The following is a 14,236-nucleotide window of genomic DNA, read 5'->3' as shown; positions in this document are numbered from 1 at the left end:
GAGCCTTTCACAGTCTCGCTTGAAACAGGTTATATCCGTACCGGACCTCGAACTTCGATTCCGGTAAGCGCATGGATTTCCTGACCCTCCTGCAATCATTGCCGTTGCTGCTGGCATTGGCCAAGGGCGCACTGCCGTCGGTGGCGGCATTTGGCATGGGATTTGGCCAGTGGACCGCTTCACTGCCGCCATGCCGGGACTTCACCTTCGAGGCGACCAGCTATCTCGTTTGCGAGGTCGATCCAAAACGATATCAGCTCGAGCTGTTCTGGAAGGATGCGGCGGGCAAGCCGTTTCAGTCGCTGCACAATCTGCATGCCACGCAACAGGCGGCAGGGCGCACCATGCTGTTCGGCATCAATGCCGGTATGTATCACCCGAACCTCGCGCCGGTCGGCCTCTATGTCGAGCGTGGCCAGGAGATGGCCTCGGTGAAAACGGGATCGGGAAGCGGCAATTTTTCCCTGCAGCCGAACGGCATTTTCTACATGCGCGACGGCAAGGCCGCGGTCCGCGCCACCAGGGATTTCGTGAAAAGGCGCCCGACCGTCGACTATGCGACGCAATCGGGGCCGATGCTGGTGATCGACGGCAAGCTGCATCCAAAATTCCAGGCTGACGGCACTTCGCGGAAAACCCGAGACGGTGTCGGGGTGCGAAAGGACGGCGTCGCGGTTTTTGCGATTTCGAACGGCATGGTGACCTTCCATGCCTTCGCCCGTCTGTTCCGCGATGCGCTCGGCTGCGACAACGCGCTCTTCCTCGACGGCACGATATCAAGCTTGTTTGCGCCTGCCATCGGCCGCAAAGACGACTATTGGAATCTCGGGCCGATGATCGGCGTTTTCAAAAAATCCTAGCCGGTTTCCATCGCGCTTGCCGCACGCGGTATGGGCGAAAAAAACTTGATTCAAACTTTATTGGTAATTTCTCATTCATAACTGATCTGGTTTGTCCGTCGGCTGTCGTTTTGCCCTCGGTCTGTTGTGTTTTGAGTACAGGTCCAGATGCGGATTCCGGGCGTCGTCAGTTTTTTGATCGCATCGCTATGCCTTGCCGGCTGCTCGTCGACGGCCGGCGTCGACGCGCTGGATTTGCAGAAACCGTCCAACGAGACCACCAGTTCCGTGATCCGGCCGCCGGCACCGATCGCCGCTGCTCCGGCGGCAAGGGGCAACAGGGCGGCAAGGGCCGGATTGGCTCCCATGTCTGACAACGGTCCGGGGGAAAAACCGCGCCCGTTCGGCTTGGCGGAGGAGGAAGAGACGGGCGTGTTTGCCGCGCCCGACGTGCCTGATCCCCAAGTGCCTGATGTCGGCGGGCTGCCGGTCGAGCCGGCAGCCTTGGTGTCGCCGCCCAAGCTGTTGACCCGCGCGGCACCGGCCATGCTGGCCGGGCCGCTCACCCGTTACGGATTTCGCGACGCCAAGCCGATCAATTTCGGCAAGGGTTCGCCTCGCCGCCTTGCAGTGCACGGCGTCGACGTCTCGCGTTGGCAAGGCAACGTCAACTGGGACAAATTGCGGGCCCAGGGCGCCAACTTCGCCTACATCAAGGCGACCGACGGTGGCGACCACCTCGATCCGATGTTCATGAAAAACTGGCGCAGCGCCGACGCCGCCGGCTTGAAGCGCGGCGCCTACCATTTCTTCTACTGGTGCCGCACGGCCGGCGAGCAGGCGGACTGGTTCATCCGCAACGTGCCCAGGGTCGAAGGCGCACTGCCGCCGGTGATCGACGTCGAATGGAACGGCGAGTCCAGCTGCAAGCGGCGGCCGTCGCGCGAAAAGGTGCTGGAAAAGATGCAGGTGTTCATGGACAAGCTGGAGCGGCATTACGGCCAACGTCCCATCATCTACACCGCGCCCGATTTCTACCGCGACAATCTCAGGGGCGAATTCCTCGACTATCCGTTCTGGCTGCGTGCCGTGGCCCAGCATCCGTCAAAGGTCTATCCCGGCCGCAAATGGCTGTTCTGGCAGTATTCCGGCTCCGGCCTGTCGCACGGCGTCACCGGCCGCATAGACCTCAATGTCTTCCATGGCGACGAACGGCAATGGCGCGCCTGGGCCGGCGGCCGGCAGACGGTAGCCGACGCCAACTGAGACAGTCGTCAGTCCCGGCGCACTTCGCTCTGCCTGATGTCCGCGGTCTGGGCAACGCGACATCGGGCTGCTCGATGGACACGCTTCCGCCGGCAGCATTCGCTGAGGAAAGTGTCCGGCTCTTTGACCGACATGGACGCATGGGAGGAAAGATGGGTGTGTCATCGGAGGCTCTGGCACAGAGCCGTCAAACGATCAGCGCTTACGAGGATTATGCGGAACAATATGATGCCATCGTGCGCCATGTTCCCAACGAGAGGGAGCAGGCATCGCTCAAGCGCCTGGTGGCAATCGCCGGTACAGGCGGCCGGATTCTGGAAGTCGGGTCCGGAGCCGGATACGACGCGGATTTTCTGGAGACTTTGGGTGTCAAAGTCCGGCGCACCGACGCGACCAAGCGGTTTCTGGAACTGCAGGCCGCGCGTGGCAAGCATGGCGAGTTGCTCGATCTCATCACCGATGATCTCGGCGGCCCCTACGACGCGGTTCTGGCCCTGTGCGTCCTCATCCATGTGCCTCGCGACGAGACCGACCAGGTGCTTGCCAAGATAGCCGGGTCGCTGCGCCCGGGCGGCGCCTTTCTCGTCTCGATGCGTAATGGCGACGGCGAGACATCAGGCGAATATCATACGGTCTACTGGCGCAGGGACGACTTCGCGGCCCGTCTCGAAGGCGCCGGGCTCGTCCTCATCAGGGACGATTTCAACGTCGGCCGCGATAGCGAAGAATGGAACACGTTCCTGGCCGTGAAGCCTGCATGACGCGGCGTGGGCTGTTGCCGTTTGCGCTGCTCAACCTTTTCAGATTTTGCGAATAAGCAAGACATTGCCGCAGCCTTGCTGTCTATGTGCGAGTTCCTGCACTCCTGGGGGGAGACGAGTTGGAACTCAAGATCATGCTTGTCGGCTTTGCCTGCGTGGTCGCGGGCGCGCTGTCGTTCATCACCTTCATGAAATGGCGAGAGGTGAAGGCACTCAGCCGCTGGCTGCCGACGCCGGGAAAGATCATTTCCTCGCGCGTCGAGGCACGTGAGGTCAGAAACTCGGGCGTTGGTTCGGACAGCACTGACACCACCGAAATGCGCAATTTTCCGGCGATCACCTTCGAATACAAGATCGGCGGCAAGAAATTTCAAAGCTCGCGCTACAGCGTGAAAGAGAATTTGGGGAATTTCGAAGTCACGGAGACCCTTGCCCAGTTTCCCCGCGGCGCGGAGGTGACTGTCTTCTACAATCCGGCCGATCCGAGCAAAGCGGTGATCGAGCGCACCCTGCCGGACGGCGCCTTCAAGTTCATGGTCCAACTCTCGGCCGGCCTAGTGTTCGGCGCGGTTGTGCTGGTGTTTTCCGTCGGCGGTGTTCTGGAGGCGATCGGGCCGCATTTGCCCAAACCGCAGAATCTCGGTGCCGCGGCGTTGCTGCTTTTTATGGGCTTGTTCATCCTGAGCATCGGTTTCGCCCAGAAAGCGTTGGCCGAGCAGGCGGCAAAATGGCCGATCGTGGTTGGCCGCATCGACACTTCAGGTCTGCAGGCGCTCCGAAACCATTCAGGCTATGGCCGCTGGCGCACCGTCTTCAAATCCCGCATCGTCTACTCCTATGGCGTCGCCGGCCAGCGCTACAGCGCCGATCGTGTAACGTTCGGCGCCACCGTGACCGCCTCGCTGTCCGGCCTCGTCGGCGGCCAGGCACGGCAGTATATCGAAGGCAGCAAGGTCGACGTCCACTATGACCCCGCCAACCCCGGCTCGGCAGTGCTCGAATGCCGGGTCCGGGGGCTTTGGCTGCTATGGACCTGCTCGGCAGGTTTTCTCGGTGGCGCGGCCTTTCTGCTCGGGCTGGTTTGAGCGTGCCAGCCGACTTCGCCAATGCCAATTCAGACGGCTCCGCATGGGATGCCTTTACCTTGACAGGATGCAGCGATGAATAGGGTGCGATCGATCATCTGGGCCTGCGCCCTGCTTGCATCCGCGACAATGTCCGCGATGGCAGACGAGCCGGCGCCGTCGCGCTCGCCGATCGACAAATGCGTCTGGGAAAGGTTGTCTGACAAAAATATCGGGCTGGCCGCCTGGGCGCAACGCTGCGACTTCGGCTTCCGCCAGATTCATTTCGAATTCGCCGACAACGCGCTTGCCATCAAATACAGCGACGGCGGCGCGGCCGATCCTCTCGTCGAACTGTTCGACATCATATCGGGTGAAACTGCCGAGGCTGCATTGCGCCGCCTGTTCCTGGAAAAAACCGACAAGACTGTCAGCGCCCGCTGCGTGCTGACGCCTTACACGCAGGGCACGGAGCCTGCAGGCGTCAAACGCTACTCATTCAGCCCTGACGCCTCCTATGCGGAAGAACTCAAAGCGCTTGCCAGTTCCGACGAGGTTCCCGAACCGCCCTGCGGCGACTGGGGTGAAATGCCTGACGGCATCCAGTATTTCGAGGTGCCGGCGGGTGAGGGGCACAGGCTTCTGTTTGTGCGCATCGGCCAGGACGAGCCATTGTTTGACGAGCAGACGCTTCGCGTTTTCCGGAGGGGGTGAGAAGCGCTTTCTCGCCAGGTCAGGCGGATTCGGTCATGGCACCGATCCGCCGGTAGACGAACGGTTCTTCTCTCGAAGGAGCTGTGGCAATGCGCTTGGCTTCGTCGATCAGCATTGCCATGCGAGCATGGATCGGCGATTTCGCGCAAGCGGGGTCCGTTGCAGCGGCATCGCCGGCGATCGCCATCGCCTGGCAGCGGCAGCCGCCCCAGTCGATCTCGCGCCGCTCACAGCCGCGACAGGGTTCCTGCATCCAGTCCGTGCCGCGAAAGGCATTGAACCCCGGTGAATCGGCCCAGATCGAGGACAGCCTGCGTGGTTCGAAACGCTCGAAGCTGAGCGACGGGATCGTCTGTGCGGCATGGCAGGGCAGTACGGTGCCGTCAGGCGTCACCATGAAGGCGTCCCGCGCCCAGCCGCCCATGCACGGCTTGGGATAGATCGCGAAATAGTCCGGCGTCACAAAATCGATGTTGATGATGCCGGCCAGTCGCTCCTGTGCCTCCGCAACGATCTCCGCCTGCCTGTCGACCGCTTCACGCTCGGGCATCAGTTGGTCGCGATTGGTCAACGCCCAGCCGGCATACTGCACATTGGCGATCTCGAGCCTCTCCGCGCCCAGCGAAAGGGCGAGATCGATGAATTCCGGCACTTCCTCGATGTTATGGCGATGGATCGGTGCGTTGATGGTAAGAGGCAGACCGGCAACGCGCGCGCGGCGTGCCGTCTCCAGCTTCTTTTCGTGAGCGCCCTTGTGGTTGCCGATGCGATCGGTGGTCGCCGGCCGCGCGCCCTGAAAGCTCAGTTGCAGATGGTCGAGGCCGGCTTCGGCAAATGCCTCGATACGGCCCTCGACGATGCCAACGCCCGCGGTAATCAGATTGGTGTAGACGCCGCGCCCCGCAAGCCCGGCGATCAATTGCTCGAGGTCGCGGCGCAGTGTCGGCTCGCCACCGGACAGATGCACCTGGAGCACTCCCAGATCGGCGGCCTCCGAGAACAGGGCGAGCCAGGTCTCTGTGTCGAGTTCGCGATTGGCCTTCAGCAGTTCCAGCGGATTGGAGCAATAAGGGCATTGCAGCGGGCAGCGATGCGTCAGTTCCGCCAGCATGCCGATTGGAGGGAGGAGGGGCGTGCTCATAACCTCACCAGCAGCTTGTCCGACCATTCCTGCAGGAAGGCGAGGACGTCGGTCGCCACGGCCTCCTGTTCGGCCTCATAATCCGCGGCAAGGCCAGCAATGATATCGCCTGCCGTTGACCGTCCATCGCAGCGGCGCAAAATATCGAGACTGACATCGTTCGGCCAGAATATCTTTTCGGGTGAAAGCACGGCGAATGCCTGCCGCACGGAATCGTATTGTATGCGCACGTGTTTCGGCAGCGAAGGTACCGATCGCAACGACACCACGGCTCTTTCGCGCAGCGCCATCATTGGGCTGCCTCGGGCTGGAAGGCGCCGGGCGGTATGTTTCCCTGCTCGCCATAGGCGTGTTGAAGCGCGTCAAGCATGGCCCAGAGTATATCGCATTTGAACACCAGTGCATCGATTGCCTGCTGCTGGCGCTCCGCCGTATCGGCATGGCTGAGCACGTAGGCGAGGGCGAAGTCGGCGTCACGCGAGGCCTGTTCGGGCCGTTGCCTGAAATAGGCCAGCGTGTCCTCGGTGATGTAGTCGTATTTGGCCAGCATTGCCGGCACCCGCTCGCCGATGATGAGTGGCGAGAACATCTCGGTCAGCGAGGACGCGACCGCCTCGAACAACGTCCGGTTTGTGCAAAAGGAAAGGTAAGCGCCCACCGCGAAGCGCGTCGCCGGCAGTGCCAGCCTTTCGCTCTTCACGGCCTCGGCGTCCAGGCCGAGCGAAGTTGCCAGATGCAGCCAGCGCGCGATGCCGCCGCTCCAGCCGTCCTCGCCGTCATGATCCTCGATCCGCTTGCGCCACGCGGCGCGAAACGCTGGATCCTCGGCATGCACGAGTATCATGGCATCCTTGCGCGGGATGACCGCCTGATAGCAATAGCGGTTCAGCGCCCAGGCCTTTATCTCGGCCTTCGACAATGCGCCGCTGGTCATCCTGTGGTGAAAGGGATGGCGATTGTGATAGCGCTCGGCGCCAACCTGCCTCAGCACGGCTTCGAGAGCGCTCTTGGAGAGTCCGCCTTTGGCTGCATCGCGGAAGTCGCTCAAAATTCCATCTCCATACCGTCGCTTGCGATTTCCCAGCCGGCCGCCTTGACCGCCGCGTGCTCGGCGGAATTCTCGTCAAGGATGGGATTGGTGTTGTTGATGTGGACGAAGACGCGACGGCCGACCCTCACATCGGCCAAGCCTGCGATCGAACCCGATTCTCCCGAGATCGCCAGATGCCCCATGCGCGCGCCGGTTTTCTGACCGACGCCGGCGACGATCATCTCGTCGTCGGTATAGACCGTGCCGTCGAACAGAAGCCAGGCGGCATCGGTGAGACGCGTGCGCAAGGCCGCATCGATGCGCGCGCAGCCCGGAATATAGAAGACGGAGCCGCGGCTGCCGATGCCGGCAATTCGGACTCCGATCGTATCACCTGCGTCGGAGCTGAAATTGGCATCCGGATGGTCTCTATCCTCCAGATAGAGTGCTATCTTCCCGGGCACTGGAAAGGGCTCGATCATTACGCCGGTCTCGCGGCCTTCTGCGTCGCAAATGGCCAATTCTTTCGCCGGCGGCAGGATGCGCCGCGGCACAAGCGCTGGATCGAGAACGTTGAAAATCGAATTCGCCTCCAGCGTCGCCAGAACCTGCGCCGTTGCATAAATGGCGAAAGGCTGCCGCTCGCGCAGGCTGAGCAGTCCAGCGATATGATCGACATCGGCGTTGGTCAGCACCACCGCGCGAATAGGCGTGGAGCGCAGCGGCGCATCGCCCGCAGGCTGCAGTTCAGGTGTTGCAGCGATTTGCTGGCGAATGTCGGGCGAGGCATTGAAAAGAACCCAGCCGAACCCGTCCGCGGAGGCGGCGATACTGGACTGGGTTCGTGAATGCACCCCGGCCATGCCGGTGCGAGCCGCACGACTCAGACGGTAGTTGCAGTTCCATTGCGGAAAGCCGCCGCCCGCCGCCGATCCGATGATCCTCAAATGCATGAAAATGCCCGCGCGCCGGCTTCTCTGACCTGCAGGCAATTTGCAGTCACAAAAAACGCTTCGCGCGCTTTGCGTGCGTCAAAATCTTTCACGAAAATCCATGGGGCGAGGGGATGCGCGCCCCTGTCGCCAGGGACGCGCACCTCTGCGGCCTACTTCTTGGGAGTAATTTCAGCAGGCAGATACCGTGAAATTTCGAAGCCAGCGGCAACCTGACACATGGTCGGTTTTTTCCAGTTCTTCTTCATGACATTTCTCCTCTTAATACCAGCCCGAAGGGACCGATCCTGTCGTTAGCCAACCATTGCAGGGCACCGACGCAATGGCTCGTCCATCAAGTCTCAAAATGGACAAATGAAACAATAGGTTTTGAAAAGTTGAAAACCAACTATCGAGAATAATTGCAGTCCTTACTTCAATTGTTCGTTGTATAGGGTTTTTTCTCCTCCAGTGGAAGGTTTGCATCTTCCCACCCATCAGCGCCGAGCGGATACCAGATTACCGAACTGTAGCCCCACTCGACGGCCCGTTTCGCCGCATTCCACGACATCCAGCAATTCGTCATGCAGTAGAACAGAATCGCGCGCGACTTGTCCGTCCCGGCCTTGGCCTCGAGGCCTTGGCGAAAATAGCTGGCGGTCTCCTGCGAAATAGCGCCGTATCCCACATTGGCCAGCCATATGCTGCCTGGGATGTCCTTTCTGACCTTGTCCCTCCATATGGTTCCTGCCGGCAAATTGGTCGGTTTGGGCGTGTCCGGCATCACGTCGAAGAAGATCGCCTTTTTCGCCCGCCACAGCGCTTCCGCTTCCACCGTCGTCACCACCCTCGCGCCTTGCAGCGTCCGCGGCACCGGCGCCCGATAGTCGTCCATCCGGAAACCGCTGGGTTCGGCGACATCGCCAGCCCATGTCGGCTCGGTCAGACCCAGAAGGCTCGCGGCGACCAGCAAGAAAATAGTCTCCCTTCCATTCATTGGGTAATCAGGTTGTCGTGTTCGTCGATCAGCGGCACGTTATAGCTCAGCAGGATCCTGGTGATCTCCGCCTGGTTTTCCCTGATCACTCGGTTGAGCGTCCGCTTCCATTCCTGGTCGGACGGACGTACGCCCATGGTAATGCGGTAAGACATGCGCGAGCCGGTTTTTTCCTTCACCAGTGGAACGATCGTCACATCAGCTCCGAGTTCCTTGGCATAGTAACCTGCCATCGGTCCCCACAGCACCGCCGCATCGATCTTGTGTGCCAGCATGTCCTTGATCATGACCTCCCCCATGGATGGGGTGACGCGGGTATCCACCGCAAGCGGATAGATCTTGGCGGTCCGCAGGAGCTTGTTGGCGGCCATGTTGGCGGTTGGCGGCGTGCTTTCAACGACGCCGATCGTCTTGCCCTTGAGTCTGGGATCCTCGATCGTTTCCACGCCTTCCATATCGTGGCTTTTCGGATGCACAAGCACATAGGCGGAGCGATAGTAGGCGTTGGTGTTCTGCACCAGCTCATCGCCCTGGGCATAGCCCATGATGATGTCGCATCGGTTGGCCCCCAACGTATTGCGCACGAAGCCGGTGATCGTGGGAAACCAGGTGTAGGAGACGGACTTGCGCCCGGTTTTCGCGGCAACCAGCTCTGCCAGCTTGTTTTCGAATCCTTCGCCGCTCTTGTCGGTGAAGGGCATATTCGAGGGATCGGCGCAGACGCGCAAGATGTCGGGGTCGACCAGTTCTCCCGCCGCACCAAGGCCGGCGCTTTGCGCATGCGCATTCGACGGCAGCAAGGCGAGCGTGCCGAGGATCGGCAGAACGACGCGCAGCTTCAATGCATCGCGGCCAATCATGTCACCCACCCATGCAGGATGCTTCGGCATCCTTCGCCGCCTGGGCCTTGTCTTCGTGCTTGGGCGGCCGTCCGCGGGGCGCCGCGCCATCTGCGCGCGCGCGCAGGTAGATGTAGAGGTCGTCCATGTAGCAATAGACATTCTTGTTGTCGCCAAAGGCAGGCATGACGTTTTCCTTGCCGCCGCCGACATTCTTGCGGCCCTCGGCGACGATCGAGAGGAACGTGCCGTAATCCATGTTTTTCAGGCTGTTGACCAAAGCCGGCGCATAGCTCGAACCTGTTGCATCCTGTCCGTGGCAGACATGGCAATCGGAGTGATACCGGCGGTAGCCGCTGAACGTGTACCAATCGACGGTTCCGTTTTCGATATTGTAGGTCGGATTTCCATCCGCATCCAAATACTTGCCGCCTTCTTCCTTCACCGCCTTGGCTTTTTCCATGCTGTCGTCGGCCTGGGCGACGCCTGAGCTTGCCAGAGGCAGCAGAGCCAGGACCAAAGCCGAAATTACAATGCGAACGGACATTCAAACTTCCTTCATTTGCCAATGGACACGGTTTTGCTGGCGCGACCGGCATTGATCGGTGTTTTGGGTGCGTAACCGAATCGAGAGCCCGGCCATGGCTTCCGGATGATCCGGGCTCTCGTTCTTCAAGCCTTTGGTCTCACAAGACCTGAGGCGTTCTCAAGGTTCCCAGCGCATCAATCCGGGAGACCGAAGACGGTGAGCTGACCGCCCAGCGTCGTGTAGTCGGCAAGTGCCGCGTAGCCACCGACGGCACCAAGACCAGCGGTGCCAACGACGGCGGCCTCATCGCCTTGGGCACGGCCCTGATCGACGGCGCCATGCCAGGCAGCGGCGTTATCAGGCGAAAGCAGGCCGCCTGCCAGGCCAATACCTGCCCAGCCGCCAACACCCGACAGAACGGCGATGTACTGCTTGCCGCCCTGCTCGTAGGTCGTGATGTTGCCGATGATGCCGGACGGGGTCTTGAACTTGTAGAGTTCCTTGCCGTCCTTATCGACCGCCTTGATGTAGCCTTCGAGCGTGCCGTAGAAGACGACGTCGCCATCCGTGGCCAACGCGCCAGACCACACCGAGAACATCTCGGGCTTCGACCAGACGATCTCACCCTTGGCTGCATCCCAGGCAATGAAGTTGCCCATGCTGCCGTCGCCGCCAGGGGCCGGGTACATCGACACGGTGGCGCCAACATAGGGCTGACCGGCGGTGTAGCTTACCTTGTAAGGCTCATAGTCCATGCAGACATGGTTGGTCGGGACATAGAACAGCCCGGTCTTCGGCGAGTAGGCGGCCGGCTGCTGGTCTTTGGTTCCAAGCGCGGCCGGGCAGATGCCGGTCGAGTTGGTGTCTTCGCCGTTTTGCTGGGTCGAATATTTCGCCACGACCTGCGGGCGGCCATACTGATCGCTCTTTGGGTCCATGTTGACTTCCGTCGCCCAGTTCACCGACGGATCGTATTTTTTGGCGACGAGAAGGTCGCCGCTGGCGCGATCCATGGTGTAGGCAAAGCCGTTGCGGTCGAAATGCACCAGCACATCGTGCTTGGCGCCGTTGACCTCCATGCCGTCGACGAGGATCATCTCATTGACGCCGTCATAGTCCCATTCGTCATGCGGGGTCATCTGGTAGAGCCATTTGGCAACACCCGTGTCCGCATCGCGGGCCATGATCGTCATCGACCAGCGATTGTCGCCGGGGCGTTGTACGGGGTTCCACGTCGAGGGATTGCCGGTGCCATAGTAGACCAGGTTCAGCTTGGGATCATAGGAATACCATCCCCATGTCGTGCCGCCGCCTGTCTTCCACTGCTCGCCTTCCCAAGTGTTCGTGCCGGAGTCCTTGCCCACCGGCTTGCCGAGATGCGTGGTCTTTTCGGGATCGATCAGGGTGTCTGCGTCCGGACCTTCCGAATAGGCTTTCCAGGCGAGTTTGCCATCTTTCAGATTGTAGGCGGCCAGCCAGCCGCGAACACCGAATTCGGCGCCGGAGACGCCGATGAGCACCTTGTCCTTGACGACGACGGGGGCAGCCGTACCGGATTCGCCTTTGCCGCCATCGGTCTGGTCACCGTTCTTGACCGACCAGACGACCTTGCCGGTCTTCGCATCGAGGGCGACGACCGTGGTGTCGGCCTGATTGAGAATGATCTTGCCGTCACCATAGGCAACACCGCGATTGACCGTATCGCAACACATGATCGGAATGACGTTGGGATCCTGCTTGGGTTCGTATTTCCAAAGGATCTTCCCGTCATTCTTGAGGTCGAGCGCAAAGACATTGTTCGGGAAAGGCGTGTGGACATACATCACATCGCCGATGATAAGCGGTCCACCCTCGTGGCCTCGCAGCACGCCGGTGGAAAAGGTCCACTTGACCTGCAGGTTCTTCACATTGTCCGCAGTAATCTGGTTGAGTTTGGAATAGCGGGTGTTGGCGTAGTCACCCGTCTGCATTGCCCAGTTCTTCGAATCCGAAGCCAGCTTTGCAAGGTCCTCGTTAGCCGACGCCGTATAGGCCGCGCCGAGCGACAGAAACGCCGCAGTGGTTAGAATATAGGTAGCTTTCGTAAGTACACGCATCCGAATTCCTCCCGAGGTTCATAGTGATGAATCATTTGCTGAGCCCACAAGGGCTTGCCCAAGCGATTCACGGGGGGGAAATATTTCCGGCAGCGTGTCACGACCTAAGCCAGATGTGCAGAGGGCACCGTTACTGCCCACCTCACCTTGGCCTACGAAAGACTGTCGCCGCTCCCTAATGACGGTGACGCCCTTGAAGCCGGAAACAGGGTGAGGCTATGTCATCGCAAAACGCTAGGCAAGCAAAAAAGCCTGGGTGTCTTTTTGCACCGCAATATCGTGAATGATGCGGTGCAATATAAGGAAATAACTAGGACAGTATTGGTTAGATAAAGTATTTCTACTAGCTAAATAACGGTTGACCGCATAAAATTTGATTATTTTTTGAGTTTTACATTTCACCTAAGCAAGGATTTTATTTAGCGGTATTCACTTCGATGTCTCGGCCTGGCCATCTACGTGCTGCATGGAGAATCGATAGTGGGCCAAGCATGAGATGATCGTTGGAGTTGGGGTGTGGAGCGGGCCATCAGGCCGCCATGCGGAACCACGGTCGATGAGTACCGCATTCCTCCTTTGGTCGTATACGGAAGCCATGGGCGCTTGACTGACTCTGCGGCTCGTTGCCAACTGCCACGGTGATCCCGACTTGGCACATCGCGCCCAGGCTAACCGGAGGTTTTCCCATGATCAGATATGTTGGATTTTCGACCTTGCCGCTGCTCCTGGCCGCGCCGCTGGCCTTCGCAAACCCGGCGGGCGCCGCGGGAGATTACCCGACAGCAACGATTGCCGATTACGTGCTCGGCTGCATGCAGACGAACGGCCAGACACGTAAGGCGCTGGAAAGCTGTTCCTGCTCGATCGACGTCATCGCCTCGATCCTTCCGTACGACCACTATGAGAGGGCCGAGACTTTCAAGAGTATGTCTTTGACCACAGGCGAAAACGCTGGGCTGTTTCGCGAAAGCGCACCGGCGAAGGCCGCCCGTACCGAATTGAAGCGCGCGCAGTCGGAAGCCGACGTGCGCTGCTTTTAGAGCCTGCTCCCTCCGCAAGCCGGATGGAGTTCCATCCTTTGCCTGGACATGATCCTCCCGAAATGAGCTTCACTTCGGGGATCGAGCTGGCAAGCATCCGGCATTACGGCGCAAGAGGGATACTTTAGAGACCTGCTGTCTCCAGGGGCCACTGATTGCGGAATGTTTTGCCATCCGTGTCGGTCGCTTCCACCTGGATTTCGCCGTTGCCATGCACGGTGAAATCGAACCGGAAATTGGGGTCTTCCGAAATCGATATTCCACCTTCCATGGAGAGGATCGGCCGGCCGGCTTGCGAGATCGACAGTTTCTGAACAAAATGCGCCGGTATGAAATACTGGGTCAGCGGATCCCGCTGCAGGCCCGAATTGTTAGGGTGCCGGATCATCAACTGCAGTTCCTCAGTCTTGGTCATCGTCTCTTTGGGCGGGAACTGGCGCAGCTTCATCTGACCCATCGTCGCGTTGGCCTCGTCCTGGTTCTTGACCGCAGGGGCGGAGCATCCGCCTGATGCCTTGACGAAGGTCTGCATCATATGGAGCTGGCCGCTCTGCGTCTCAGCGATGGCACGCAGATAGGAATAGTCGTTGACGCGCACGCGCGTCGACAGATGCGTCACGCCGGCATCCTTGCCGAGCTGGAACGTTGCCGCCACCGGTGCAGGGTTGGCATCGATGATCAAGGTAACGGATTTGATGCCGTCCGGCGCCTTGGCTGGATCGAGATAGATGTCCACGGGCACGATGGCGGCATCCTGCGCCCGCTTCGGCGCTTCGATCCTGACGACGCCGGTATCGACCAGAATTGCCCGATCGCCGAACACGTCGCCCTTCAAGTCATGCCAGATTCTGTCCGAGGACGCGGTTGTTTGCTGTGCGCTGGCGGTTCCGGAGGAACCGAGCAGCGTGCCGATGGCCAAGATGATCGCGACAAAAACGGATGCGAGCGGCAAAGCGAGCTGCCGGCTCGAGTAAGGGTGATTTTGCAT

General features: G+C 60.2%; 15 protein-coding genes. 6 read left to right on the top strand and 9 right to left on the bottom strand.

What is annotated here, in order from left to right:
- Positions 1-71 precede the first annotated feature (71 nt).
- The 5 genes from NP503_RS19030 to NP503_RS19005 all read left to right on the top strand — a co-directional run bounded on the left by NP503_RS19030 (position 72) and on the right by NP503_RS19005 (position 4,644).
- On the top strand, positions 72-860 hold the full coding sequence (locus NP503_RS19030; protein ID WP_127269865.1) for a phosphodiester glycosidase family protein: 789 nt from the start codon (positions 72-74) through the stop codon (positions 858-860).
- A 147-nt stretch (positions 861-1,007) separates the two neighbouring features.
- On the top strand, positions 1,008-2,105 hold the full coding sequence (locus NP503_RS19020) for a GH25 family lysozyme (protein WP_127269863.1): 1,098 nt from the start codon (positions 1,008-1,010) through the stop codon (positions 2,103-2,105).
- A 152-nt stretch (positions 2,106-2,257) separates the two neighbouring features.
- Entirely contained in the window at positions 2,258-2,866 is a 609-nt protein-coding gene (locus NP503_RS19015) for a class I SAM-dependent methyltransferase (protein WP_127267409.1), read from the top strand.
- Between the two features lie 119 nt (positions 2,867-2,985).
- Positions 2,986-3,951 (top strand): DUF3592 domain-containing protein, encoded by a 966-nt coding sequence (locus tag NP503_RS19010; protein WP_236382785.1) that lies wholly within the window; start codon positions 2,986-2,988, stop codon positions 3,949-3,951.
- 75 nt (positions 3,952-4,026) lie between these two features.
- Entirely contained in the window at positions 4,027-4,644 is a 618-nt protein-coding gene (locus NP503_RS19005; protein ID WP_127267408.1) for a hypothetical protein, read from the top strand.
- Positions 4,645-4,663: 19 nt separating this feature from the next.
- Here the strand turns inward: NP503_RS19005 and pqqE are convergent, their stop codons facing one another.
- The 8 genes from pqqE to NP503_RS18965 all read right to left on the bottom strand — a co-directional run bounded on the left by pqqE (position 4,664) and on the right by NP503_RS18965 (position 12,082).
- Positions 4,664-5,785: a pyrroloquinoline quinone biosynthesis protein PqqE gene (pqqE, locus tag NP503_RS19000; protein ID WP_127267407.1), complete on the bottom strand. Its 1,122-nt coding sequence runs from the start codon at positions 5,783-5,785 to the stop codon at positions 4,664-4,666.
- Positions 5,782-6,075, bottom strand: a complete 294-nt coding sequence (gene pqqD, locus NP503_RS18995) for a pyrroloquinoline quinone biosynthesis peptide chaperone PqqD (RefSeq protein ID WP_245456776.1) — start codon at positions 6,073-6,075, stop codon at positions 5,782-5,784. Before pqqD ends, pqqE begins: the two co-directional genes overlap by 4 nt.
- On the bottom strand, positions 6,075-6,833 hold the full coding sequence (gene pqqC, locus NP503_RS18990) for a pyrroloquinoline-quinone synthase PqqC (protein WP_127267405.1): 759 nt from the start codon (positions 6,831-6,833) through the stop codon (positions 6,075-6,077). Before pqqC ends, pqqD begins: the two co-directional genes overlap by 1 nt.
- On the bottom strand, positions 6,830-7,768 hold the full coding sequence (gene pqqB / locus NP503_RS18985; protein ID WP_127267404.1) for a pyrroloquinoline quinone biosynthesis protein PqqB: 939 nt from the start codon (positions 7,766-7,768) through the stop codon (positions 6,830-6,832). The genes pqqC and pqqB overlap by 4 nt, the downstream gene beginning before the upstream one ends.
- 415 nt (positions 7,769-8,183) lie before the next feature.
- Positions 8,184-8,744 (bottom strand): PQQ-dependent catabolism-associated CXXCW motif protein, encoded by a 561-nt coding sequence (locus NP503_RS18980; RefSeq protein ID WP_127267403.1) that lies wholly within the window; start codon positions 8,742-8,744, stop codon positions 8,184-8,186.
- Positions 8,741-9,634 (bottom strand): substrate-binding domain-containing protein, encoded by an 894-nt coding sequence (locus tag NP503_RS18975; RefSeq protein ID WP_127267402.1) that lies wholly within the window; start codon positions 9,632-9,634, stop codon positions 8,741-8,743. The genes NP503_RS18980 and NP503_RS18975 overlap by 4 nt, the downstream gene beginning before the upstream one ends.
- On the bottom strand, positions 9,606-10,130 hold the full coding sequence (locus NP503_RS18970) for a c-type cytochrome, methanol metabolism-related (RefSeq protein WP_127267401.1): 525 nt from the start codon (positions 10,128-10,130) through the stop codon (positions 9,606-9,608). The genes NP503_RS18975 and NP503_RS18970 overlap by 29 nt, the downstream gene beginning before the upstream one ends.
- A gap of 176 nt (positions 10,131-10,306) precedes the next feature.
- Positions 10,307-12,082 (bottom strand): methanol/ethanol family PQQ-dependent dehydrogenase, encoded by a 1,776-nt coding sequence (locus NP503_RS18965; RefSeq protein ID WP_372337995.1) that lies wholly within the window; start codon positions 12,080-12,082, stop codon positions 10,307-10,309.
- An 812-nt stretch (positions 12,083-12,894) separates the two neighbouring features.
- Here NP503_RS18965 and NP503_RS18960 point away from each other — a divergent pair.
- Complete coding sequence (locus NP503_RS18960; protein ID WP_127269861.1) at positions 12,895-13,248, top strand: hypothetical protein; 354 nt, start codon at positions 12,895-12,897, stop codon at positions 13,246-13,248.
- A 124-nt stretch (positions 13,249-13,372) separates the two neighbouring features.
- Here the strand turns inward: NP503_RS18960 and NP503_RS18955 are convergent, their stop codons facing one another.
- A complete protein-coding gene (locus tag NP503_RS18955; RefSeq protein ID WP_127269859.1) occupies positions 13,373-14,236 on the bottom strand; it encodes a quinoprotein dehydrogenase-associated SoxYZ-like carrier in 864 nt (287 codons plus the stop codon).

It is taken from the genome of Mesorhizobium sp. SEMIA396, assembly GCF_024518615.1.
Taxonomy (GTDB): Bacteria; Pseudomonadota; Alphaproteobacteria; order Rhizobiales; family Rhizobiaceae; genus Mesorhizobium.
Note: the sequence above shows the minus strand (reverse complement) of the source record. Positions and strands in the feature narration are given on the sequence as shown.